Source organism: Bacillus sp. FSL K6-1560, from assembly GCF_038592935.1.
Taxonomy (GTDB): Bacteria; Bacillota; Bacilli; order Bacillales; family Bacillaceae; genus Bacillus; species Bacillus subtilis.
The window spans coordinates 800,966-824,234 of record NZ_CP151946.1 but is presented as its reverse complement, the minus strand read 5'-3'; the positions used below and the strand labels follow the sequence as shown (position 1 = coordinate 824,234).

Below are 23,269 nucleotides of genomic sequence, written 5' to 3'. Positions count from 1 at the left end.
GAAAATTAGATTGGAGAAAACACGAAATCATATCTAAAAAGCTTGCGGAGTTCCGCAAGCTTTTCTTTACACCGCTGCCTGGCGGCCAGCGTTTTCATACACATCCAGCGCTGCTTGGAGCGCTTTTCCTGCTTCGATTCCTGCGTTATGTCTGAGAAGCACAGCCTCTAACCCGGCAAGCACGAATAGCACGTTTTCTTTTCTGCAGCTGTACCCCATCGTGCCGATTCTCCAGATCTTCCCTGCGAGCGGGCCGAATGAGCTGGCGATTTCAATACCGAATTGTGCCAGCAGCATGCCACGGACAGACTCGCCGTCAATGCCGCCGGGAATTTCGACACAGGTGACAACAGGCATTTTGCAGCTATCATCTCCAAACAATCTTAGCCCCATTGCCTTTATCCCTGCTGCTAATGCGGCTTCATGGTGCCGATGCCGCTCAAAACGCGCCTCAAGGCCTTCTTCAAGCACCAGTCTGACTCCCTCACGTAAGGCGTACAGCATCGTCGTCGCTTCTGTATGATGATTGAGCCGTCTTTCGCTCCAATAATCCTCAAGCTGGCTCAAATCAAAGTAGTTGCTTGTGATTGGCCGATTTCCCGAAAGCGCTTCCCTGTCAGCTTGTGACGCAATCCCCCGCTCCACCTTTTTACGAGCTGCAATCACGTCCGCCACCCGCTCATTATATGTAATCGGCGCCATTCCTGAGGGCACAGACAAACACTTTTGCGTTCCGCCGATGGCAGCATCAATCTTCCATTCATCGACTTTAACCTCGCAGCCCCCAATCGTTGCGACTGCATCGACGATAAACAATGCATCCTCGGTGCGGCAGGCTTCGCCGATGGCTTTCAGCGGGTGAATCCGTCCTGTCGATGTTTCTCCATGCACCATTGCCACAATTTTCGGCTTCACTTTTTTTATCTCCCGTATGATGTCCTCCGGGTCAAAAACCGTTCCCCATTCGCACTCAAGCATATGAACATTTGCCCCATATCGCTCTGCGATTTCAGTCAGCAAATAACCGAAACGGCCGTAAATGGGAATGAGCACATCATCTTCCGGCTCTATCACACTAGCCAGCACTGCTTCAATTCCCGCCCGTGAAGTGCCGTCAATCGGGTATGCCCAGCGGTTTTTTGTTTGGAACAGCTCCCGAAGCATCTCCATCGTTTCATTCATAATACCTGTAAACGCCGGATCAAATTGGCCGACAACCGGGGTGCTCATTACTCTTAATACACGCGGATCAACCTCAACAGGCCCTGGCGTCATAATCGTTCTTAACGGGGTGCATAATTCTCTTCTGCCTGACACAGCCATTCCTCCTTTATCAGTAAGCCAGTTTGTATAATAAATCAGTCAGTGCGCGGACGCCGATCTCAAGCTGTCTGGCTGACGTATATTCCTTCGGTGAGTGGCTGACGCCGCCTCGGCTCGGCACAAACAGCATACAAGCAGGATAGCGCCTTCCGATCATTTGCGCGTCATGCCCTGCTCCGCTCACCATTTCCTCACAGCTGAAGCCGTTTTCTAATGCTGTTTCAAAAGCCGCAGCCTTCAGCCTTTCGTCCATCGGCACAGGCTCTATCCGCATATATTCATCAATCACGGCGCGAATTCCTTTTTGTAGGCAAATGCCGTTGATCAAAGCAACCATGTCTTGATGAAACTGCTCCAGCACATGCTGATGCTGATGGCGAATATCGATTGAAAACTGGACGCGGCCCGGTATGACATTGGCTACATTGGGCTCTGCCGTTATTTTTCCGCATGTCAGACGGAGCTCCTCCGGCAACTCCTCCGACCGCAGCAGCAGCTCATGAATGATACGGCTGCTGGCTGCGAGCGGGTCCTTGCGCCATTTCATGGAGGTGGTTCCCGCATGATTGCATTCCCCCTCCAGCGTGACGAGATATCGCCTCTGACCCGCAATGCTTGTCACAATCCCGAGATCCCGTCCTGACATTTCCAATGTCTGTCCCTGTTCAATATGGAGCTCAACAAAAGCGCTGATATCTGTCCGATATGCTGCCTGAAACACACCTTTGCCAAAACCGTTCTCATGCATCGCATGTTGCAGTGAGACTCCTGATTCGTCTCTTGGCTCTGCTCCATCCTGTAATGAAAAAACACCCGTCATATTCCCTGATCCCCAATAGGTCATTGGAAAACGGCTGCCCTCCTCCTCACATAAAGATACCGCTTCGAGTGTTTTTTTCGGCGCTCCATATGTCTCTTTGAGCCGCTTTATCGCAAGCATTGCCGCCAGAACACCATAGGCGCCGTCGTATTTTCCCCCATTGATGACAGTATCGATATGTGAACCGGTTACAATGACTTCATCCGGAGACTGGGTGCCCGAAAGCCTTCCAAACACATTGCCGACATCGTCGAATCTTGTTTCAAGCCCGAAAGAAGACATTTCCGTTTTCACAGCAAGCTGTGCGTCCATCCACTCTTTTGTGTATAAAAGCCTCGTTACGCCGCCATCCGCAGACGCACCGTATTGGGCGAGCCATTCAATATAATCTGTGATGCTGTTTTTTACTGAAAGCTTCTGCTTTTCCATGTACTCCCCCCTCTGGCCGCTATGGTGACTTCATTATAGAAGGAGGAACATGATAGTTCATTGACAGATTAACCAAAAAAACGTTTATTTTTTAGTCACAGTATCTATCCAGCAACCAGATTCACCCTACATGTCACAACTATTTTAGTGTAAAGGTCAAAAGAAAACACGGTAAGGAAGAGAGCCAGCAAGAGTGAAAGAGAGGGTCAAAATGCCTTTCATATGAACAAGCTCAGCTTGCCAGAGAGGCGATGTTTGCGGAACAGATGAAAACGGAAATGCCGGCAGCTCGCAAAAACAGGACCTAAAGATATGGGAACAGGAGATCTTTCCGCCTCCTCCAAAGGGACTAATTTACAATTTTAATGAAAAATATACAAAATGACACTTCAATCCTTTATTTCAATTTTAGATAATAGACATGATCTGATAAAAGGAGGGCAAGTGATGACAAAAAAAGCATGGTTTCTGCCGCTCGTCTGTGTATTACTGATTTCCGGATGGCTTGCGCCGGCAGCTTCAGCAAGCGCGCAAACCGCATTAAGCCTTAATGACCGATTGGCGTCTTCCCCTTCAGGAACGGGAAGCCTTCTCTCATTAGCCGCCCCAGCTGCACCCTATGCTGACACAGATACCTATTATGAAGGGGCTGAAGGTAAAACAGGAGACTCGCTAAAAAGCACCCTGCACCGTATTATCAGCGGACACACGATGCTGTCCTACAGCGAAGTGTGGAACGCGCTGAAAGAAACGGATGAAGATCCGAGAAATCCGAATAACGTCATCCTGCTCTATACGAATGAATCGCGGTCCAAAAACCTGAACGGCGGCAATGTCGGCGATTGGAACCGCGAGCATGTCTGGGCGAAATCCCATGGCGATTTTGGCACGAGCAAGGGACCTGGTACTGATATTCATCATTTGCGCCCGGCTGATGTTCAAGTTAACAGCGCCAGAGGAAATATGGATTTTGACAATGGCGGCACTGAATATGCGAAGGCACCCGGAAATTATTATGACGGCGATTCATGGGAGCCCCGCGATGATGTGAAAGGCGATGTTGCCCGCATGCTGTTTTACATGGCTGTCCGTTACGAGGGTGATGACGGCTATCCTGATCTTGAGCTTAATGATAAGACAGGCAACGGCTCAGCTCCTTATCATGGCAAACAATCTGTCCTGCTCGAATGGAATAAGCAGGATCCGGTTGACGACCGCGAGCGGAAAAGAAATGAAATCATTTATGAAAAATATCAGCACAACCGCAATCCATTTATCGACCACCCTGAATGGGCGGATGAGATTTGGCCGTAAGAAAAAGGTGCTCCTTTTTAGGAGCACTTTTTTCTAATACACAGCCTCTTCCGTTTCCGCATCGAAAAAGACGACGTGGTCCATTTTCACTGAGAGCTGGATTGAATCGCCTGCATCGATTCGCGTGTTTCCGTCCAGGCGGACCTTGAGCCGCTCGTCCCCAGCCATGACATGCACTATGAGCTCCGAGCCCAAATTTTCATTCACTTCCACCTTCGCTTGAAACACTGAATCAAACAACTGGTCATTTCCTGTCATTTGTGTGATGTGCTCCGGCCGTACACCGGCAATCATCTGTTCTCCGGCATATCCCTTTTCCTTCAGCCGCTTTGCTTTTTCTTCAGGAATATGAAGCCGGATCGAAGAATTTGTGAAAAACAGCTCGCCATGCTGCTGTTCTATGATGCCTTTCAAAAAGTTCATCCCAGGAGAGCCAATGAAGCCTGCGACAAACAAATTGGCCGGGTAATGATAAATGTCATGAGGTTTTGCCACTTGCTGAATTTCCCCTTCATTCATGACGACAATCCGATCTCCCATTGTCATTGCTTCGGTCTGGTCATGCGTGACATAAATGATCGTTGCCTCTAATCGCTGGTGCAGCTTGCTGATTTCTGTCCGCATCGTCACTCTTAGTTTTGCATCCAGATTAGAAAGCGGCTCGTCCATTAAAAAGACCTTCGGCTCCCTCACAATCGACCTGCCAAGCGCCACCCTTTGCCGCTGCCCGCCGGAGAGCGCCTTCGGTTTTCTCTTCAGCAAATGTTCAATTTCTAAAATTCTAGCTGCCGCATGAACCCGCTCGGCAATTTCCTGTTTCGCCATCTTTCTGAGCTTTAATCCAAACGCCATATTATCAAAAACCGTCATATGCGGATAAAGCGCATAGTTCTGGAATACCATCGCAATATCACGTTCTTTCGGCGGAAGATCATTGACCCGCTCCCCATCAATAAGAAGATTTCCTTCAGAAATGCTTTCTAATCCAGCCACCATCCGCAGCGTTGTTGATTTTCCGCATCCTGACGGCCCCACCAGCACCAAAAGCTCCTTATCCTTTACATCTAAATCAAAGTCCTTCACGGTTAATTGTGAGTGATATGATTTTTTGACGTGTTCAAATGTTAATGAAGCCATCAGAAAAGTCCCCCTATCTTTTGACCCGTTATTTCGTCACTGGAAACAACTTGGTCTTTCTGTTATTTTTAGAGTAATCGATTCCCATTTTTGCTATATTTCTAAAATAAAAAATGTAAATTTGTATTATAACGTCATAATACATTATAATATAAATAATAGGTTAAAAGGAGGCTACCCTTTGTTAAACAACGGAAGTTCTACACCTTTATACATTCAGCTAAAACAAATCATCACTGATGACATCAAAAAGGGCGTGTATTCCCCAACCGCCAAGCTGCCTACCGAAAACGAGCTTTGCACCAAGTATAACGTCAGCCGCATCACCGTCAGGAAAGCCATTCTCGATTTAGTCGAAGAAGGCTATCTGATCAGGCAGCAGGGAAAGGGAACGTTCGTTAAAAGCCCTAAATTAAAACGAGAGCTGATCGCTGTAAACGGCTACTCGGAATTTATGGAATCAACCGGCAAAAAACCGAAGCATCATGTGCTGTCCCATGACATCATTCCAGCGTCAAAACCCATCGCAGAAAAGCTTCAAATCCATCCCGAGAGCCCTGTCGTTGAATTAAAACGGATTTTATATAATGATGATCAGCCTCTCACCTTTGAAGTGACGCATTATCCGCTTGATTTGTTTCCCGGCATTGATACCTTTATTGCTGACGGCGTCTCCATGCATGATATTTTGAAACAGCAATACAAAGTTGTACCCACGCACAATACGAAGCTATTAAACGTTGTATATGCCCAACAGGAGGAAAGCAAATACCTGGATTGTGATATCGGGGATGCGCTGTTTGAAATTGATAAAACGGCTTTTACATCAAACGACCAGCCAATCTATTGCTCATTGTTTTTGATGCACACAAACCGTGTCACTTTTACCATCAACAGCCCCTACACATAACAGGCATAAAAAACGAGACACTGCTTATAGTATTCTCGTTTTTTCACTGCTTCCCCCGTCCTCCAAGCGATAAGGATAGCCATAGCCGAAAGCTCCGTACACACCGCAAGTTTTCGCAGCCGTTTCAGCAGCCTGGCGCAAAGCATACGTTATATCCTGCTTCACGCAAAAGGCAGTCAAAAAGCCTGCTATAAAAGAATCTCCCGCTCCAAGTGTATCTATTATATCAGCTTCCACAATCGGCTGATGATAGACTCGATCACCCGCAGACAGGATTGCTCCTTGGCCCCCTCGGGTCATACAAACCATTTTGGCTCCGTACCCATGAGCTGTTTTGGCAAGCTCACCGCATTCCGACTCACTCAAATCGCTTCCTGAAAAAAACGCATACGTCACATAAGGACAGACCCTCCTCAAATAATCATCCTCCCGATTGGTTGAAAAATCAAATGAGACAGGGACCAGCCCGCACAGCTGCGGAAGATCGTTCTCAAGCCTGCTGTACACGCTCGTATGCAGCAGATCATGCCCGCTGATAAAAGATACATCTTTCTCCTGAAACGCGAGGCGAAGCCGGGACTGAATGCCGCCTTTATTTGACCTGACAAAAATGCGGTCCCCCTGTTCATCAAGGGTGACAATCGCCATCCCGTTTTCTCCGTGCGCCTGGCGGATATAATCTGCATTGACCTGCTCCAGCTTGAGAACGTTCAACAGATGCGCCGCGGCTTCGTCATTGCCGACGATTCCGATATAGGAAGACTCATGCCCGAGCCGCTTGGCAAGCACAGCAACGTTTAAGGCATTTCCTCCCGGGTAGAATGTTTCTTGATCCTGGTAATAATCTACAACATTATCTCCAACCGCAATCAATTTCATAGCGCTTCCTCCTTTATCCTTTTACACTGCCGCTTGCAATCCCGCGGACAAAATATTTCTGCATCAATAAAAATAGAATAATAATCGGCGCGGCTGAAATCGTTAACCCCGCCAGCAGGACGCCCCAGTCTGTCTGCAGCGCGTCTCTGAACTGCATCAGCCCAGCTGGAATGGTCCGCAAATTCTCATCATCTATGAAAATAATCGCAAACATAAACTCATTCCATGTATGGTAAGCCGTCAAAATGCCGGATGTCACCAAAATTGGCACGCTCATTGGTAAGAAAATTCTGAAAAATACTCCAAAACTTGTACACCCATCCAAATAGGCCGCCTCCTCCAATTCTTTTGAAATAGAAAGAAAATAAGAGCGGATCAAAATGATGGTGAACGGGATCCGATAAGCCGCATACGGCAGGATTAACGCCCAATACGTATTGTACAGGCCCAGCGACTGAATAATAGAATAAAGCGGCACAAGACTGACCTGCGGCGTCAGCATCAATCCGCCAAGACATAGCACCAAAAAGAATCCTTTTCCTTTAAACTCAAACCGGGAAAGGCCATACGCTGCCCATGCACTGATAAAGACAGTGATCACACACGTCAGCGCCGTAACGATGACACTGTTCATAAAATAAGAAGAAATCCCCTGATTCCAGGCGGAAACAAAATTTTCCGGATGCCACGAAGACGGCAGCGACCAGCTGTGCTCAAAAATATCGTCAGAGTTTTTAAAGGCGCTCATCACCATCCAGAGAAGCGGATAGGCAATCGCAATCAGATAAAGAAACAGAAAAACCCACACAGACGTTTCTCCGATATACCATTTTCGTCTAGGCTTATCTTTAACCTCAATGTGCTGGTCAGGCACCGGCTCCAATCTGAACGAATCTGTCTTCTTCTGAGGCAGCATCAGTTACTCCTCCTTTCCGGTTTTAAAGAACTTCATTTGCATGAGCGATAATGCAAGCGTAATGATTAACACGACAGTGGCAATCGCTGAGGCGTAGCCCATCATATCCTTTGTAAAGGCGCTTTTATATAAAAACGTGCTCAAGACTTCTGACGCGTTTCCCGGCCCGCCGCCTGTCAAAATGTACGGCTCATTAAAGACCGTAAAGGCCCCGGTCAGCGTCATGACCACCGCAACAAAAGACATCTCTTTCGTCTGGGGAACAGTAATATGAAAAAACTGCTGAATTTTACCCGCGCCGTCAAGCCGGGCCGCTTCATACAGTTCATCCGGTATTTTTTGAATCGACACAATGTACAGCATCGCAATATAACCGACAGATTGCCACTGGGACACAAAAATGACAGAAAGCATAGCTGTGCTGTCATCCCCGAGCCAGGCCCTCGTCAGCTGATCAAGACCGATGGCCTGAAGCAGCTGATTCAAAAGCCCTGTCTCCGGATTGTAAATAAAATCAAACAAAAGCGCGATCACAGTCATTGAGATGACAACCGGCAAAAAGAAAACGGTACGAAAAAACGGCGACCATTTTCTGACCAGCTTATCCTCAAGCACCGCCGCCAAAATCAAACCGCCAAATACCTGGCATACAATTGAGATCACTGCATAAAGCACATTATTGGTAAGTGCCTGATAGAAGACAGGATCATGAAATAATTCAACATAGTTTTTTAAGCCGATAAACGTTTTTTCCGGAGTAAATGAGCTCCACTGAAACAGGCTGAGGAATACATTCTCAAAAATCGGGATATAAACGAAAAGTAAAAAAACGAGAGCGGGCACCAAAAACAAATAGGGGATTATTTTATTCTGATTGACCAAGGGTATCTCATCTCCTTTATAAAAAGAAAAGGTGCGAAGCTTCACCTTTTCTTTGATTTATTCAGCTGACGCCCTCACCTGCTTTGCTGCCTTTTGAACGGCTTTCATCACCTGCTGCGGTGTCATGTCGCCGCCAAGCATTTGCTGGACGCCTGTTAGGTACGCATCTGCGACTTCAACATCGACATCCATATCAAACCATGGAACCATTGATTTGGCATCAACAATATGCTGAACGGCTTCACGCTGAATGGCTGTTGCATTTTCTTCAGTAGCCGTACCTTGCACTGCACTGTATTTCCCGACATCTTTCACGAGCTTTTCGCCCATTTTTTTCGACGTCAAGAACTGCAAAAATTCCATCGCTTCCTTCGGATGTTTTGTTCTTGAGGAAATCATGAATCCTTCCGGCGCTCCCGTTAACGCTTCTGAAGATCCTTTCTGCCCGCTGATTTTAGGAAATGGGAACATCCCGAGATTAACCGGTTCAACCAGCTTGATTTCCGCTGTTTCCGCATATATCATCGCCGACTTTCCGCTCTTAAATTGCTGTCTCACATATTCGTGGTCGACGGAGTTTACATGTTTATTAAAGTAAGGCATCAGCTCCTGAAGCTTTTCAAGTGCTTTTACATAGCCTTCATCAGTAAATTCACCCGTTTTGGCGTTATAGTCCTTGTCTCGCGTTTTTTCATCGACCATCCGCTGATTAAGCGTGCCGATATAGTGCGAGATTGTCCAAGTCGCCTTTGTTCCGAAGCTGATCGGTGTGTAGCCATGTTCTTTCAGCTTTTTTGACACATCGATTAATTCATCCCACGTCTTCGGGGGATCAAGATTCAGCTTTTGGAAAATGTCTTTATTATAGAAGAATGATTTAGCGTCCATTTGCCACGGCACGCCATATTGCTTGTTTTCATAAGTAAATGGTGTAATTTGCGATTGAACGAGCTGTGATGACCAATCGGTGTCATTTTTGTAGTAGGACGAGAGATCAAGTGCTTTATTGCCTCTGATAAATTTAAAAGCAAACTCATCGCTCCAAGAGAAGTAAATGTCAGGAGGGCTGGTGGTTCCCAGCATGACCTTAATTTTATCTTTATAGGAGTCATTTAAAACGGCTTCAATTTGAATGTCGATATCCGGATGTTCTTTTTCAAATTCCTTAACAACCTCTTCAAAATAACTTTTTTCCGGCTCCTTTGGCCATCTGTGGAAAAATTTCAATGTCACCTTTCCGTCCGCTGAACTGCTTTGGCTCGAACAGCCTGCGATGGTGAGCATACTGACAGCTGCAATGATCAAGAACAACAACATTTTCTTCAAAGGGTTGGCCTCCTCTGGACATTAGACTATAATGTTATATAACATTATAGTCTAATGCATAATGGTTCTTCATTTTCAGATCAATACTCAACTTTCCACATGTATCTTCTATGAGATAATGGATGATTTCTCGCCTCTGCCAGCTCGTCTGCATAGCTTCTCAGCACACGATTGAGAACGAGCGGAGCAAGATAGCCTTTAACTGAATCGTCAATTGCAGTGAAGTCGTAAGATGCAGCATCAAGCACAGTGAGCTTTTTGCCATACTTTTTCGAGAAGGTAAGCGCCCGCTCTTCAAGAGGTCTTGTTTCATCTAAACCGAGCAGGATGATAAACGGCACGGATTCATCAATAATTTCAAACGGTCCGTGAAAATATTCTCCGGCATGAATGGCGTGGGAATGAATCCATTGCATTTCCATGAGAATGCAGATGCTGTAGGAGTAAGCGACACCGTAGTTTGCACCGCTTGCCATGGTATAAATAATGCTTTCTTTTTCATGGGCTTTTGCAAATTGCTTGGCGTTGTCAGCTTCCTGCTTAAGGGCTTTTTCATATACAGCCTGCAATTGATCTAAGCCTTCAATTGCTTGTTGGAATTTCGTATTGTTTTCTAATACTTGCAGGGTTCCAAAAACGATTTGATACAAAACGCCATAGTTTGTATTGATCGCAAGCGCCTCATCACCCCAATCGTACTGGGCAACATATTGCGCTTCCTGCGCTAAAGGAGACTCCGGTTTAAACGTCATCGCAATCGTAAGTGCGCCCTTGCCCCTTGCAAACGCAGCAGCTTTGACTGTCTCCGGGGTATTTCCCGAATGCGAGCACAAAATAACAAGAGACTTTTCACCAAGCTGAACAGGATTGCGCTGAATAAATTCGTTGGCGCTGTAGAGGTCGGAGTTTATTGATTTTGACTCTCTGTCAAACACATACTTACTCGGATACATAATGGCAGAAGACCCTCCGCATGCGACAAAGAATACATGATCAATGGTTTTCCCTTTCAAATCCTGCAAGAAAGCTTGAACCTCACGATTTACTTTTGCTGTGGCCTGACTCAAATCCTTCACTCCCCGTTTTTATTATATAACGTTATATAACATTATATATTGTTATATTAAAGTCCGCGGGTAGGATTGTCAATATTATTTTCTGAAATTTCTCAATAATTTATTCGAAAGATAGACAAAGGGTCTATAAGCGAAAAAATGCCCAAATCAAAAGCCAGAACTTGACTTAAGCTCTGGCTTCGCTGTTCAATCCGCAGACTGACGTCTTATTTAAAAAATACCTTGTCTATATTGTACTTCGAGTGCTGTGTATTGATGATATATGTTTCGTAAATCTCTCTTTCCATTGGATCATCAACTACACATACCTCAATTTTATAAACTTCATCTCTGTGATGTTTGATTGGTGAAACAGTGTCTTCGAAATGCTTCTTAATTCTCTGTCTTAACTTTCTGGCTTTCCCGACAAACAGCAGCTCGTCATGAATGTTGTAAAACATAAAAATGCCGCCTTTGTCCCTTGGGATCTGGTGAAAGTCGATGAATCCGTGAATCGGTTTTATCTTCGGCTCATTATCATTAGCTGACTGCTGTCGTTCAGTGATGGTGACATTCGGTGCGGGTATATCAATTTTTATCAAAATCAGTTCACGTCCTCTTTTTCATTAAAGATAAATGCTAACACATACAGAAAAGAAAAGCTAGAACAGCTTTATTATATTTGTTTGTTATGCTCTTACTTATTATGCAAGTGCTCCGGCTGGATGATAAGGACTAAGGTCTAATTCTGTCTGCTTTCCAAGAACTAGCTTTGCGAGCTCTGCACCCAAGAACGGCCCCATCGTCAGTCCAGAAGCACCCAAACCGTTTGCAGCATATAAGCCTTGAACATTCGGCACGGCCCCTACGACCGGCAGAAATCCCGGTGTAAACGGCCTGAAGCCCACTCTTGTTTCAACAGCAGCCGCATCAGCAAGACCCGGTGCAACGGTTAACGCTTTGCTCAATACTTCGTGCTGGCCTCCGGCTGTCACACGAAGATCATCAAGACCGGCATCGTTTTCGTGTGTGGCGCCGGCTACAATTCTGCCGTTATCAAACGACAGAATGTACTGATCACTCGGCGGCATTACAACCGGCCACGATCCTGTATCTGCATCTGTCATTTCAAAATGCATAATCTGCGCTTTTTGAAATGACACTTGAAAATGAATGCCGAGAGGCTTCAATATCTCATTGGCCCATGCTCCCGCCGTCACAATGACCGCGTCAGCCGCAAACTGCTTTGTATCTGTTTGCACGCCGGTGACTGTTCCGTTTTCAAAAAGCAAAGACGCATTTCCTTTGATGACCGTTGCGCCGCGTTTCTCTGCAGCGCTTAAAAGCGACCGGCACAGCGCTCTTCCGTTCACACGGGCGGCACCGCTGATATGAACCGATTCATAGCCGTCAGCTAAAATCGGAAACAGCTTTTTCGTTTCACTTACAGACAAGCGGGTAATGTCGCCGATTTCCGGCGCATCCTCCCGTCTCTTATACGCCCTTTCCTCCATTTTATCGAGTTTAGACGCGTCAGTATGAATGCTGATGGCACCGACACGTTTGTATCCTGTATCCGATTCACCGTCTTTTTCCAATTGATGGATTAAATCCTTATAGTACCGCGCTCCCCCCTTAGCAAGCTGGTACCAATCCTGATTACGGCGTTGCGAGAGCCATGGACAGACGATCCCCGCCGCCGCATCAGTCGCTTGTCCCGGCTCTTTCCGATCAATGACAGTAACGCGAGCGCCTGATTTTGCGAGATGATAAGCCGTCGACGCGCCCAGAATCCCTGCGCCGACGATGATGTACGATTTCATATGCAAACACCTTTTCTATTATAATGTCTATTCATTTTACCAAATAGAATGCTTTCCTTCGACCTTTTGCCCTAATGTGGAAAAACCGCGAAGTTCGTCCAATCTCTTTACTCTCCTATCGAATATCCTGTCACTATCAATAGAGAAAGGATGATTCCATGAGCGAAAATCGTCATGAAAATGAAGAAAACAGACGCGATGCGGCAGTCGCAAAAGTCCAAAACAGCGGTAATGCAAAAGTCGTGGTCAACGTGAATACAGATCAGGATCAGGCACAGGCGCAGTCACAAGACGGAGAAGACTAATGAACGAAAACATCATTCCTCTCAACAGACATACTCAAGAGATACCCACTACTGAATCTGTTATCAAAAACAGCGGCAACTCAGAGGTCCATATCGACATTCACATTGATACAATGCCAATTGCTTTTGCTATATTATGCTCTGCATTAGCCGCAAAGCAGATGACAAAAGAGGAATTCGATATGGCTTATACTCAATTGCGAGAGATGAACAGAGAAAATAACAGCAGATCATCTGTAAAGCAAATTATCAATCAAGAGACAGAAGAAGAGTAAAAAACCGCGGCCCCTCGGCCAGCGGTTTTTCTTCTGCATACAAAAAGGACGCGACTGAATCGGTTACTTCTGTACAATTTGAATAAGGTTACCGCATGTATCATCGAAGACAGCAATTGTGACTTCGCCCATTTTTGTCGGTTCCATCGTAAACGTCACGCCTTTTTCCTTTAATCGGTTGTACTCTTTTTGAATATCTGCAACGCCAAACATTGTGGCCGGGAAGCCTTCGGAGAATATCTTCTTTTGATACTCCTTGGCGGCAGGATGTTCATTCGGTTCGAGTAAAAGCTCGGTTCCGTCTTGATCATCTGGAGAAACAAGCGTTATCCACCTGAATTTCCCCATGGGAACATCCTCCTTTTTTACAAACCCCAGTTTTTCTGTATAGAACTTCAGTGCCTTGTCTTGATCTTGCACGAATATACTAGTCACAATGATTTTCATATTGTTGTTTCCTCCTTTGATATTTATGGTGTATGGTACTGTGCAAACAATCCGGCTTCAAGCAAAACAAACCAACATTTGTAAGAAACTCAGTACTGGTTTTATAAAATTACTCTATCCATCCTTTCAGCAAATTTTTAAGCGGTTCGTTGTTGAATATAAGTACTCGATATTTTCCCTTTCGTTTTGATGTTACGAGTCCTGCATCCTCCAGTACAGAAAGGTGTTTAGCTATCGCCTGTCGCGTAATAGAAAGGTCGTACTTTGTAATAAGACGTATCGTAAGTTCATACAACGTCAGCTCGTTGCGTTCAGATAATTCGTCTAATATAAGCCGCCGAGTCGAATCGCCGAGTGCTTTGAATATAGCGTCTTTGTTCCAATTCATATATTGAGTATAAGCAACTCATTGGTTGCATGTCAAGTATAAGCAACTGTATGGTTGCGTGATATAGAAACTGAACCTATCCGGCGCAGGTCTGAAATATTCTAATCGATAAGGAATTAAAACCATTAAAATAACAGTGGATATGTCTCTGAAAAATAAAAGAAGACGAACTTCAAAAGTTCGTCTTCTACAATCAAATTCGGCACGCCGGCCATTTTAAAAACTATCTCTAAACCCCTTGATAAACAAAGGAGTTTTCATCATTAACCGATAGAACCTTCCATTTCGAACTTAATCAAACGGTTCATTTCTACTGCGTATTCCATTGGAAGCTCTTTTGTGAATGGCTCGATAAAGCCCATTACGATCATTTCAGTTGCTTCTTCTTCAGAAATACCGCGGCTCATCAAGTAGAAGAGCTGCTCTTCAGATACTTTAGACACTTTCGCTTCGTGCTCCAATGAAATGTTATCATTTAAGATTTCATTGTAAGGAATTGTGTCTGAAGTTGATTTGTTATCCATAATGAGCGTATCGCACTCGATGTTAGAGCGAGCGCCTTCCGCTTTGCGTCCGAAGTGGACGATTCCGCGGTACGTTACTTTTCCGCCCTGTTTTGAAATCGATTTTGATACGATTGTAGATGATGTGTTTGGTGCAAGGTGAATCATTTTCGCACCTGCATCCTGATGCTGGCCTTTACCCGCAAGAGCGATAGAAAGCGTCATACCGCGCGCGCCTTCGCCTTTTAGGATACAAGCCGGATATTTCATTGTCAGCTTAGAACCGATGTTGCCGTCGATCCATTCCATTGTTGCGTTTTCTTCACAGACTGTACGCTTTGTTACAAGGTTGTAAACGTTGTTCGCCCAGTTTTGGATCGTTGTATAACGGCAGTAGCCGCCTTTTTTCACGATGATCTCAACGACCGCACTGTGAAGTGAGTTTGTTGTGTAAACAGGCGCAGTACAGCCTTCAACATAATGAACGCTTGCTTCTTCGTCAACAATGATCAGTGTACGTTCGAACTGACCCATGTTCTCAGAGTTGATACGGAAGTAAGCTTGAAGCGGTGTTTCAACCTTCACGCCTTTAGGCACGTAGATGAAAGATCCGCCCGACCAAACAGCTGAGTTAAGCGCCGCAAACTTGTTATCAGTCGGCGGGATTACTTTTGCCCAGTGCTCACGGAAAATATCTTCATTCTCTTTCAGCGCGCTGTCAGTGTCTTTAAAGACAATACCTTGCGCTTCAAGATCTTCTTTCATGTTGTGGTATACAACCTCAGATTCGTACTGAGCAGAAACACCCGCAAGGTATTTTTGTTCAGCTTCAGGAATACCGAGCTTGTCGAATGTTTGTTTAATTTCTTCAGGAACTTCATCCCAAGAACGCTCTGAACGCTCAGACGGTTTTACGTAGTACGTAATTTCGTCAAAGTTCAGTGAGTTTAAATCTCCGCCCCATTGAGGCATCGGCATGTTGTAGAAATGCTCAAGTGATTTCAAGCGGAAGTCAAGCATCCATTGAGGCTCTTCTTTCATGCGAGAAATTTCTTCTACGATTTCTTTTGTCAATCCGCGCTCTGAACGGAAAATGGAAACGTCCTTGTCGTGAAAACCATACTTGTATTCACCAATATCAGGCATTTTTTTAGCCATCCATTTTCACTCCAATCCTTTTAATTGCCGCCTTCTTCTTTCGCGACTCCTTTTTCAAGTGCTTTCCATGAGAGGGTTGCACATTTGATACGGGCCGGGAATTTTGAAACGCCTTGAAGGGCTTCAATATCCCCAAGATCTATAGAATCATCATACTCTTTCCCTTGCATCATATCCGAGAAAATCTTAGACATGGAAAGGGCAGTTTCAATATCTTTCCCTTTAATCGCCTGAGTCATCATCGAAGCGGATGCCATTGAAATGGAACAGCCTTCCCCTTCAAACTTCGCATCTTCCACGATGTCTCCGTCAAGCTTCATTGTCAGTCTGATGCGGTCGCCGCATGTCGGATTGTTCATATCCACGACGATGCTGTCATTCAAAACCCCTTTATTTCGCGGGTTTTTGTAATGATCCATAATCACCTGTCTGTACAATGTATCTAAGTTTGCATTAAAAGACATTTGTAAAATACTCCTTTGTCTTTTGAAGAGCTTCCACAAGCTTATCAATCTCTTCCTCTGTATTATACAGATAAAAGCTTGCTCTTGCAGTAGCAGTTACATCCAGCCATTTCATCAGCGGCTGCGCGCAATGGTGGCCGGCTCTGACTGCAATTCCCTCCGCATCAAGCACAGTCGCCACATCGTGCGGATGAACATCATCAAGGTTGAATGTGACAAGCCCGGCACGCTCTTCCGGTCCGTAAACCGTTACGCCGTCAAGCTGGCGGAAGCGTTCAAGCGCATAAGCTGCAAGCTTGTGCTCATGGCGGGAAATCTCATCAAGACCGATTTCTTCGAGAAAATCAATGGCGGCACCGAGGCCGATTGCTCCTGCAATAATCGGCGTACCCGCTTCGAATTTCCACGGAAGCTCTTTCCAAGTTGATTCATAAAGCCCGACAAAGTCGATCATTTCACCACCGAATTCGGCAGGCTCCATGTTTTCCAGCAGGGCTTTCTTTCCGTACAGCACACCAACACCGGTAGGTCCGCACATTTTATGGGAAGAAAGCGCAAAGAAGTCGCAATCGAGATCCTGCACGTCAATTTTCATGTGAGGCGTGCTTTGTGCTCCGTCCACCACAATGACAGCCCCATTGTCATGAGCGATTTTAGCCATTTCTTTAATCGGGTTGACCGTGCCGAGGACATTAGATACATGAGACACCGCAACAATTTTTGTGTTGCTTGTGACCGTTTCTCTGACGTCTTCTAAAGAAATCGTTCCGTCTTCCTGCAGCGGAATATATTTTAATGTGGCGCCAGTTGCTTTTACAGCCTGCTGCCACGGAATGATATTCGCATGATGCTCCATGTAGGTGATGACCACTTCATCACCAGGTTCCAGGTTGGCGCGTGCATAGCTTAACGCCACCATATTCAGTGATGTGGTCGTGCCTTTTGTGAAAATAATCTCAGCCATTGACTTCGCGTTAATAAACTTGCGGACTTTTTCACGCGCTCCTTCATAACCATCTGTCGCTCTGGTTCCAAGTGTATGGACGCCCCGGTGAACATTGGAATTGTATTGGTTATAATACTTATCCAGTGTTTCAATGACAGCACGCGGCTTCTGGGAAGTCGCCGCGCTGTCGAGATAAACGAGATCATGTCCGTTCACTTGCTGATGAAGGATCGGGAACTGTTCACGAATATCTGTGATATTCATTACTTCACTTTCCTTTCGATAACAGAAACTAATTGTTTCTTAACGCCTTCAATCGGAAGTTCATTTACTACCGGTGCAAGGAATCCGTAAATGACTAAGCGTTCTGCTTCTTCTTTCGGAATTCCGCGGCTCATCAGGTAGTAAAGCTGAATAGGGTCCACACGGCCGACAGATGCCGCATGTCCTGCAGTTACATCGTCTTCGTCAATTAAAAGAATAGGGTTTGCGTCTCCGCGTGCTTTTTCGCTAAGCATCAGCACGCGTGATTCTTGCTCCGCATTCGCTTTAGAAGCGCCATGTTCGATTTTGCCGATTCCGTTAAAGATAGAAGAAGCGGAATCCTTCATCACACCGTGCTTCAAGATATAGCCTTCAGAAGCTTTACCGAAATGGATGATTTGTGTTGTGAAGTTTTCTGTTTGCTCTCCTCTTCCGACAACAACCGTTTTCGTATCGCCGTATGTGCCGTCACCGTAAAGGTTTGTTGTATTTTCGGAAATCGTGTCGCCGTCGTTCATCAGGCCAAGGGCCCACTCGATTTTGCTGTCGCGTCCGCGCGCAGCACCGCGGCGGTTCACATAAGTTGTCACACCGCTTGACAGATTATCCACCGCACCGTATGTCACGCTGGCATTATCACCTGTGATGACCTCACTGATAATATTGAAGACAGCGTCTTTCGGGTTTACAGTGCTGATGTAGTTTTCTACATATGTTACAGAGCTGTGGTCTTCAGCCACAATCAGCACGTGGTTGAATAGAGCTGTATCATTGCTTTCGTGGACATAAACAGCCTGAACCGGCGTCTCCACCTGAACATTTTTCGGAACATAAAGGAATGCTCCTCCGTTAACAAGAGCCGCGTGAAGTGCAGTTAACTTATGTTCGTCAACTTTCACGCCGTCCTTCATAAAGTATTTCTCCACCAAGTCGCTGTGCTCACGTGCAGCAGTCAGAATATCAGTAAAGATGACGCCTTTGTCTTTCAATTCTTGAGAAAGAGAAAGATATGCCGGCGTCTGGTCACGCTGTACGTATAATGTTTTATCTTCGTTTTCAACGTCGATCAGCGCTTTTACTTCATCAGTCAAATCTTCTAATGAAGAAAGCGGTTCGTTATCCACTGTATGCTTCGCGAAATTCGTGAAGTTCCAGTTTGTGATTTTTGTTTTGTCAGGTTTCGGCATCGGCAGATCCTCAGCTTGTTCAAGAGCCTGTAAGCGCAGGTTCTTCAGCCAGGCAGGTTCTTGGTGCTTTTCGGAAAAGCTTTTGAGATACTCCTGATCTACGGATAGTTTTGTACCTAGTGTCATATTAATCCCCCTAACGCTTACGCTTCTTGGCCAACAGTTTCGTCTTCAATGCCAAGTTCTTGTTTGATCCAGTCATAACCTTCTGCTTCAAGACGCTGTGCAAGCTCTGCACCGCCGGATTTTACAACGCGGCCTTGCATCATAACGTGAACAACATCCGGAGTGATGTAGTTTAACAGGCGCTGATAGTGAGTGATCATCAGGCAGCCGAAGCTTTCGCTGCGCATTTTGTTGATCCCTTTTGATACAACTTTCAAAGCGTCAATATCAAGACCTGAGTCGATTTCATCAAGGATGGCGATTTTCGGTTCAATCATCATTAATTGAAGGATTTCGTTGCGTTTTTTCTCCCCGCCTGAGAAGCCTTCGTTAAGATAGCGCTGAGCCATTTCAGGGTCCATTTCAAGGAACTCCATGTTTTCGTCCATTTTGCGGATGAATTTCATGAGAGAAATTTCATCGCCTTCTTCTCTGCGCGCGTTGATTGCTGAGCGAAGGAAGTCGGCATTTGTCACACCGCTGATTTCACTTGGGTACTGCATCGCAAGGAATAAGCCTGCCTGCGCACGCTCGTCCACTTCCATCTCCAGTACATCTTTGCCGTCAAGCGTGATGCTGCCTTTTGTTACTTCATATTTAGGATGCCCCATAATAGCAGCTGATAAAGTGGATTTACCAGTTCCGTTCGGGCCCATTACTGCGTGGAATTCTCCACCTTTTATTTCAAGGTTTACACCCTTTAAGATCTCTTTCCCTTCGATTTCAACGTGAAGATCTTTGATCGTTAATGTTGAAGCAGCCATATCTATACCTCCAAAAATATATAATCATTATTCTCATTTTATTCTCATTCTAATTTTATAACAAATGAAAAGTAAATACAACTTTTTATCGTGCCTTGCACATTCCTCAAGTTTAACAAAGATCAGCACTTTATTAAAGCGATTGAAAAAGAAAAAGAGTGGATTCCCACCCTTTTTTAAAAGATTGATTTTCTCAATAAGCTCCCGCAGAAATCCGCTTGCTTTTTTCATAATCAAGCTCTCTCTGCCGCTCTACCTTCATTCTTGTTTCCAGCCGGCGTCCATATTCCTCGTATCCAATTCCGTGTGACAGCTGCATCGCTTTTTCCATTTCTGACGTATAATCGAGGTTCAGTCTGTCCTGGCTGCTGCAAATAATGAATCAATCCCTTCATATATTTGCTTTTTATTGTACCAGTGCTGCGTTGGATGCCGCAAAAACGATTTGGCGTGAAATAGCGGCAGATGAGACGAAAGCATCCTTTCAGAACAAATGAGAATGGTTTTTCGGAATATTCCTTCTCTTAATGCGTGGTGTTTCCGAATTCCTCAATGCACTGTTGAACAACTGTCACGCCTTGGCTGAAAGCTGCGCCGCCTCCAAATGCCGCTGCCACACTGACGGCTTCGAGAATGTTTTCTTCTGTCGCTCCCTGATCGAGACAGCCTTTTGTATGATAGATCATGCAATATTCGTCCTGAGCATTGATGGCAATTCCGAGGGCGATCAGCTGTTTTTCTCTTTCAGTCAGAGAATTCCCGGCAAAGCACTGTTCAGTAAATTCGTTAAATTTCCTTCCCATCAGCGGCATCTTTTGTTCAAATGTACCTAAACCATGTTTATATTGTTTTAACGCGTCCTGCATGCTTCCTCTGTCTTGATTCAAAGAAAATCCCTCCATCTGTTTAACATTCCTTTTTATTATGAACAGCTTTTAGGAAAATACGCGAAAAAAACCCCGGATTTCTCATCCGGGGTTTCAGCCTTATTCAGATACAGGAAGCACAGCTCCGTCGTATTTTTTCTCGATGAAGTCTTTGATCTTTTTAGAGTGAAGAACTTCCATCAGCGCTTTGATTTTTGCAGAATCTTCTTCGCCTTTTCTTACTGCGATGATGTTAGCGTATGGGTTGTTTTTCGTTGATTCTACTTCAATTGCATCTTTTTTAGGATTTAATTTATTTTGGATCGCATAGTTTACATTGATGAAGGCCGCGTCTCCTTCTTTGTTTTCATATGCTTTTGCCGTTAATTCAGGCGCCACTTTTTTGAATTCAAGGTTTTTCGGGTTTTTCTTAATGTCTTTCAGTGTTGCGTCAATTGTTTCTACCTTAGAATCAAGAGTGATTAATCCAGCGTTTTCAAGCATTGCAAGCATACGTCCTTGTTCAGCAACGTTGTTTGTCAGAATGATTGTCGCACCGTCTGGAAGGTCTTTCAGTGATTTGTATGTTTTAGAGTAAATACCGAATGGCTCTAAGTGAACAGCGCCGGCATTCACAAGTTTGTAATCTGTGTTTTCTTTCATTTCTTGCTCAAGGTAAGGAATGTGCTGGAAGTAGTTCGCGTCCACTTCTTTATCAGCTAAAGCTTTATTGTACATTTTGTAATCACTAAGCACTTTCACTTTCAGCGTATAGCCTTTTTCTTTCAGCAATGGTTCAGCTTCTTTTAAAATTTCCGCATGCGGTGTTTTTGTTGCCGCAACGACAATTTCTTTCTTGCCAGATTCAGCGCCGTTATTCGAACCGCAGGCAGCCATGACTCCTGCAAATACAAGCAGTAATGCACCCAAAAATAGCTTTTTCAATGTAAATCCTCCCTTATCGTTTGTCTATAATATTTGTTATTAGATCACCGATGATTTGAATAATAAACACGATGATTAAAATAAACACAGTAGCAACGAAGGTAACATCAGCGTTATTAGACTGATATCCTTCTACGTACGCAAGGTTTCCAAGGCCTCCTGAACCAATGGCTCCGGCAATTGCCGTTGAGCCGATCAAAGCGATGGCAGTAACCGTAATGCCAGAAATAAGAGCAGGCATTGATTCCGGAATCAGCACTTTGAAAATAATCGTAGACGTTTTCGCGCCCATTGATTTAGCGGCTTCAATCACACCTTTATCCACCTCACGCAGCGCGATTTCAACAAGGCGCGCGTAAAATGGTGCCGAGCCGATTACCAGCGCCGGCAATGCGGCGTTTGGCCCTAAGATCGTGCCGACTAAAAATTTCGTAAAACCTAATAGTAAAATAATTAAAATAAGGAACGGAATCGATCTGAATATGTTAACAACGGCCGCAATCACAGAGTTGACCGCTTTATTCTGCCAGAGGCTTCCTTTGCTCGTCAGAAAGAGCAGCAAGCCGAGGATGACCCCGATGACAAAAGCAAACAGTAAAGAAATCAGCGTCATATAAAGTGTTTCATATGTCGCGTTCCATAATTCAGTTAAATCAACGTTCGGGAAGTATTTTTCAAACATTCGTGATCACCTCTGCTTTCACCTGTTTGTCATTAATGAATCGGATCACGTTTTGCACTTCTTCCTCGTCCCCGTCAATGTGGATGAACAGTGAACCGTAAGCCCCATCCTTCGTCTGCGAAATTTTCCCTTGCAGAATATTGACGCTGACATTGAAGTTTCTGATCATCTCTGTAATCAAAGGCTGTTCAGCTGACTCACCGACAAATGTGAGCTGAACCATTTTTCCTGATGCTGTATCATCAAGAAGGTGCTGAAGCGTCTCTTTCGTTTCTTCCGGCTCTGTCACCTGCTGAACAAATCGTTTTGTCATTTGTTCCTTTGGATTTTTGAAGACATCGAGAACCTCGCCTTCTTCGACCACCTTGCCGTTTTCCATGACGGCGACTCTGTTGCAGATTTTGCGGATGACATGCATTTCGTGCGTAATCAGCACAATCGTCAAACCGAGTCTTTCATTAATATCGGACAATAGATCCAGAATTGAATCTGTCGTTTGCGGATCTAATGCTGATGTCGCTTCGTCACAAAGGAGAACCTTCGGATTGTTTGCAAGCGCTCTGGCAATTCCCACACGCTGCTTCTGACCGCCGCTCAGCTGAGACGGATAAGATTTTTCTTTTCCTTCTAAACCTACCAGTTTAATCAGTTCATTGGCGCGCTTGATCCGCTCGCTCTTTTTCACTCCGGCAATTTCCAAAGGAAACATGATATTATCTCTGACAGTCCGCGACCAAAGCAAATTGAAATGCTGGAAAATCATACTGATCTCATGGCGTGCTTTTCTTAAACCGCGTCCATTTACTTCATTAATCTTGGTTCCCGCCACTTCCACGGTTCCTGAGGTTGGTTTCTCAAGGCCGTTCAGCAGACGGATTAAGGAACTCTTACCAGCTCCGCTATATCCTATAATTCCAAAAATCTCACCTTTTTTAATGGAAAGCGAGACGTTTTGGACAGCATTGACATCTCCATGTTTCGACTTGTAAACTTTTGAAACATCCTGAAGATTGATCAAAGCAATCACCTGCCTTAACACTATTCTAAGAAATCTTCCGGTTTTTTCTGCAAAAGAAAAGCCTTTCTGCACACTTGA

At 45.0% G+C, this 23,269-nt stretch carries 26 protein-coding genes and 1 pseudogene; 5 read left to right on the top strand and 22 right to left on the bottom strand.

Annotated features, from left to right (window positions below):
• Nucleotides 1–66: 66 nt before the first annotated feature.
• Complete coding sequence (gene pucG, locus NYE22_RS04325; RefSeq protein WP_082200973.1) at nt 67–1,317, bottom strand: (S)-ureidoglycine--glyoxylate transaminase; 1,251 nt, start codon at nt 1,315–1,317, stop codon at nt 67–69.
• Between the two features lie 16 nt (nt 1,318–1,333).
• Entirely contained in the window at nt 1,334–2,572 is a 1,239-nt protein-coding gene (gene allC, locus NYE22_RS04320) for an allantoate deiminase (protein WP_049139632.1), read from the bottom strand.
• A gap of 244 nt (nt 2,573–2,816) precedes the next feature.
• Here allC and NYE22_RS04315 point away from each other — a divergent pair.
• Nucleotides 2,817–2,938: pseudogene (locus NYE22_RS04315) on the top strand (hypothetical protein); the annotation flags it as partial.
• 81 nt (nt 2,939–3,019) lie between these two features.
• Nucleotides 3,020–3,886: an endonuclease I family protein gene (locus tag NYE22_RS04310; protein ID WP_014480775.1), complete on the top strand. Its 867-nt coding sequence runs from the start codon at nt 3,020–3,022 to the stop codon at nt 3,884–3,886.
• Nucleotides 3,887–3,919: 33 nt separating this feature from the next.
• On the opposite strand, the gene ugpC is transcribed toward NYE22_RS04310, so the two are convergent.
• A complete protein-coding gene (ugpC, locus tag NYE22_RS04305) occupies nt 3,920–5,023 on the bottom strand; it encodes a sn-glycerol-3-phosphate ABC transporter ATP-binding protein UgpC (protein ID WP_024572486.1) in 1,104 nt (367 codons plus the stop codon).
• 181 nt (nt 5,024–5,204) lie between these two features.
• On the opposite strand from ugpC, the gene frlR reads away from it, so the two are divergent.
• Nucleotides 5,205–5,933 (top strand): transcriptional regulator FrlR, encoded by a 729-nt coding sequence (frlR, locus tag NYE22_RS04300; protein ID WP_014480777.1) that lies wholly within the window; start codon nt 5,205–5,207, stop codon nt 5,931–5,933.
• A 24-nt stretch (nt 5,934–5,957) separates the two neighbouring features.
• Here the strand turns inward: frlR and frlD are convergent, their stop codons facing one another.
• From frlD to NYE22_RS04265, 7 genes are all read right to left on the bottom strand, one after another.
• Nucleotides 5,958–6,812, bottom strand: coding sequence for a fructosamine kinase FrlD (gene frlD, locus NYE22_RS04295; RefSeq protein WP_003228626.1), 855 nt, complete (start codon nt 6,810–6,812; stop codon nt 5,958–5,960).
• Between the two features lie 13 nt (nt 6,813–6,825).
• Complete coding sequence (locus tag NYE22_RS04290) at nt 6,826–7,728, bottom strand: carbohydrate ABC transporter permease (protein ID WP_003228625.1); 903 nt, start codon at nt 7,726–7,728, stop codon at nt 6,826–6,828.
• A 3-nt stretch (nt 7,729–7,731) separates the two neighbouring features.
• Entirely contained in the window at nt 7,732–8,610 is an 879-nt protein-coding gene (locus NYE22_RS04285) for a sugar ABC transporter permease (RefSeq protein WP_077671106.1), read from the bottom strand.
• Between the two features lie 57 nt (nt 8,611–8,667).
• Complete coding sequence (locus tag NYE22_RS04280; protein WP_049139634.1) at nt 8,668–9,936, bottom strand: ABC transporter substrate-binding protein; 1,269 nt, start codon at nt 9,934–9,936, stop codon at nt 8,668–8,670.
• 80 nt (nt 9,937–10,016) lie between these two features.
• Nucleotides 10,017–11,003: a fructosamine deglycase FrlB gene (frlB, locus tag NYE22_RS04275; protein WP_015251278.1), complete on the bottom strand. Its 987-nt coding sequence runs from the start codon at nt 11,001–11,003 to the stop codon at nt 10,017–10,019.
• Between the two features lie 215 nt (nt 11,004–11,218).
• Complete coding sequence (locus tag NYE22_RS04270) at nt 11,219–11,593, bottom strand: nucleotide excision repair endonuclease (RefSeq protein ID WP_003228617.1); 375 nt, start codon at nt 11,591–11,593, stop codon at nt 11,219–11,221.
• A gap of 102 nt (nt 11,594–11,695) precedes the next feature.
• Nucleotides 11,696–12,814, bottom strand: coding sequence for an FAD-binding oxidoreductase (locus NYE22_RS04265; protein WP_342412318.1), 1,119 nt, complete (start codon nt 12,812–12,814; stop codon nt 11,696–11,698).
• 158 nt (nt 12,815–12,972) lie between these two features.
• Between NYE22_RS04265 and sspG the strand changes: the two genes are divergently transcribed.
• Together sspG and NYE22_RS04255 are read left to right on the top strand one after the other, a co-directional pair.
• Complete coding sequence (sspG, locus tag NYE22_RS04260; RefSeq protein ID WP_015384584.1) at nt 12,973–13,119, top strand: acid-soluble spore protein SspG; 147 nt, start codon at nt 12,973–12,975, stop codon at nt 13,117–13,119.
• Nucleotides 13,119–13,394, top strand: coding sequence for a hypothetical protein (locus NYE22_RS04255; protein WP_003243521.1), 276 nt, complete (start codon nt 13,119–13,121; stop codon nt 13,392–13,394). The genes sspG and NYE22_RS04255 overlap by 1 nt, the downstream gene beginning before the upstream one ends.
• Before the next feature lie 63 nt (nt 13,395–13,457).
• Here NYE22_RS04255 and glxB read toward each other — a convergent pair whose 3' ends face one another.
• The 12 genes from glxB to metN form a co-directional block, all read right to left on the bottom strand.
• Nucleotides 13,458–13,841: a methylglyoxalase gene (gene glxB, locus NYE22_RS04250; RefSeq protein WP_003240869.1), complete on the bottom strand. Its 384-nt coding sequence runs from the start codon at nt 13,839–13,841 to the stop codon at nt 13,458–13,460.
• Between the two features lie 109 nt (nt 13,842–13,950).
• Nucleotides 13,951–14,229 carry a metalloregulator ArsR/SmtB family transcription factor gene (locus tag NYE22_RS04245; protein ID WP_015251274.1) on the bottom strand — a complete coding sequence of 93 codons (279 nt, stop codon included), beginning with the start codon at nt 14,227–14,229 and terminating at the stop codon, nt 13,951–13,953.
• 263 nt (nt 14,230–14,492) lie between these two features.
• Nucleotides 14,493–15,890 carry a Fe-S cluster assembly protein SufB gene (gene sufB, locus NYE22_RS04240; RefSeq protein ID WP_003228608.1) on the bottom strand — a complete coding sequence of 466 codons (1,398 nt, stop codon included), beginning with the start codon at nt 15,888–15,890 and terminating at the stop codon, nt 14,493–14,495.
• Between the two features lie 20 nt (nt 15,891–15,910).
• On the bottom strand, nt 15,911–16,354 hold the full coding sequence (sufU, locus tag NYE22_RS04235; RefSeq protein ID WP_003222809.1) for a Fe-S cluster assembly sulfur transfer protein SufU: 444 nt from the start codon (nt 16,352–16,354) through the stop codon (nt 15,911–15,913).
• Nucleotides 16,344–17,564, bottom strand: a complete 1,221-nt coding sequence (gene sufS, locus NYE22_RS04230) for a cysteine desulfurase SufS (protein ID WP_015714668.1) — start codon at nt 17,562–17,564, stop codon at nt 16,344–16,346. The genes sufU and sufS overlap by 11 nt, the downstream gene beginning before the upstream one ends.
• Complete coding sequence (gene sufD / locus NYE22_RS04225) at nt 17,564–18,877, bottom strand: Fe-S cluster assembly protein SufD (RefSeq protein ID WP_014480787.1); 1,314 nt, start codon at nt 18,875–18,877, stop codon at nt 17,564–17,566. Before sufD ends, sufS begins: the two co-directional genes overlap by 1 nt.
• 17 nt (nt 18,878–18,894) lie before the next feature.
• Nucleotides 18,895–19,680, bottom strand: coding sequence for a Fe-S cluster assembly ATPase SufC (sufC, locus tag NYE22_RS04220; RefSeq protein WP_014477918.1), 786 nt, complete (start codon nt 19,678–19,680; stop codon nt 18,895–18,897).
• A gap of 193 nt (nt 19,681–19,873) precedes the next feature.
• Nucleotides 19,874–20,011 (bottom strand): hypothetical protein, encoded by a 138-nt coding sequence (locus NYE22_RS04215; RefSeq protein WP_003228600.1) that lies wholly within the window; start codon nt 20,009–20,011, stop codon nt 19,874–19,876.
• A gap of 193 nt (nt 20,012–20,204) precedes the next feature.
• A complete protein-coding gene (locus NYE22_RS04210; protein ID WP_014477920.1) occupies nt 20,205–20,582 on the bottom strand; it encodes a carboxymuconolactone decarboxylase family protein in 378 nt (125 codons plus the stop codon).
• 84 nt (nt 20,583–20,666) lie between these two features.
• Nucleotides 20,667–21,491, bottom strand: coding sequence for a methionine ABC transporter substrate-binding lipoprotein MetQ (gene metQ, locus NYE22_RS04205; RefSeq protein WP_021480560.1), 825 nt, complete (start codon nt 21,489–21,491; stop codon nt 20,667–20,669).
• Between the two features lie 13 nt (nt 21,492–21,504).
• Entirely contained in the window at nt 21,505–22,173 is a 669-nt protein-coding gene (gene metP, locus NYE22_RS04200; RefSeq protein ID WP_003228593.1) for a methionine ABC transporter permease MetP, read from the bottom strand.
• Nucleotides 22,166–23,191 carry a methionine ABC transporter ATP-binding protein MetN gene (metN, locus tag NYE22_RS04195; protein WP_003242531.1) on the bottom strand — a complete coding sequence of 342 codons (1,026 nt, stop codon included), beginning with the start codon at nt 23,189–23,191 and terminating at the stop codon, nt 22,166–22,168. Before metN ends, metP begins: the two co-directional genes overlap by 8 nt.
• Nucleotides 23,192–23,269: the final 78 nt, after the last annotated feature.

Coding starts and splice junctions, on each gene's coding strand:
- NYE22_RS04265 (WP_342412318.1), bottom strand. CDS start 12,814: ATGAAATCGTACATCATCGTCGGCGCAGGGATTCTGGGCGCGTCGACG.
- ugpC (WP_024572486.1), bottom strand. CDS start 5,023: ATGGCTTCATTAACATTTGAACACGTCAAAAAATCATATCACTCACAA.
- metP (WP_003228593.1), bottom strand. CDS start 22,173: ATGTTTGAAAAATACTTCCCGAACGTTGATTTAACTGAATTATGGAAC.
- NYE22_RS04255 (WP_003243521.1), top strand. CDS start 13,119: ATGAACGAAAACATCATTCCTCTCAACAGACATACTCAAGAGATACCC.
- NYE22_RS04290 (WP_003228625.1), bottom strand. CDS start 7,728: ATGCTGCCTCAGAAGAAGACAGATTCGTTCAGATTGGAGCCGGTGCCT.
- NYE22_RS04310 (WP_014480775.1), top strand. CDS start 3,020: ATGACAAAAAAAGCATGGTTTCTGCCGCTCGTCTGTGTATTACTGATT.
- sufC (WP_014477918.1), bottom strand. CDS start 19,680: ATGGCTGCTTCAACATTAACGATCAAAGATCTTCACGTTGAAATCGAA.
- glxB (WP_003240869.1), bottom strand. CDS start 13,841: ATGAAAATCATTGTGACTAGTATATTCGTGCAAGATCAAGACAAGGCA.
- NYE22_RS04245 (WP_015251274.1), bottom strand. CDS start 14,229: ATGAATTGGAACAAAGACGCTATATTCAAAGCACTCGGCGATTCGACT.
- allC (WP_049139632.1), bottom strand. CDS start 2,572: ATGGAAAAGCAGAAGCTTTCAGTAAAAAACAGCATCACAGATTATATT.
- sspG (WP_015384584.1), top strand. CDS start 12,973: ATGAGCGAAAATCGTCATGAAAATGAAGAAAACAGACGCGATGCGGCA.
- frlD (WP_003228626.1), bottom strand. CDS start 6,812: ATGAAATTGATTGCGGTTGGAGATAATGTTGTAGATTATTACCAGGAT.
- sufD (WP_014480787.1), bottom strand. CDS start 18,877: ATGACACTAGGTACAAAACTATCCGTAGATCAGGAGTATCTCAAAAGC.
- sufS (WP_015714668.1), bottom strand. CDS start 17,564: ATGAATATCACAGATATTCGTGAACAGTTCCCGATCCTTCATCAGCAA.
- NYE22_RS04210 (WP_014477920.1), bottom strand. CDS start 20,582: ATGGAGGGATTTTCTTTGAATCAAGACAGAGGAAGCATGCAGGACGCG.
- NYE22_RS04215 (WP_003228600.1), bottom strand. CDS start 20,011: ATGGAAAAAGCGATGCAGCTGTCACACGGAATTGGATACGAGGAATAT.
- sufB (WP_003228608.1), bottom strand. CDS start 15,890: ATGGCTAAAAAAATGCCTGATATTGGTGAATACAAGTATGGTTTTCAC.
- sufU (WP_003222809.1), bottom strand. CDS start 16,354: ATGTCTTTTAATGCAAACTTAGATACATTGTACAGACAGGTGATTATG.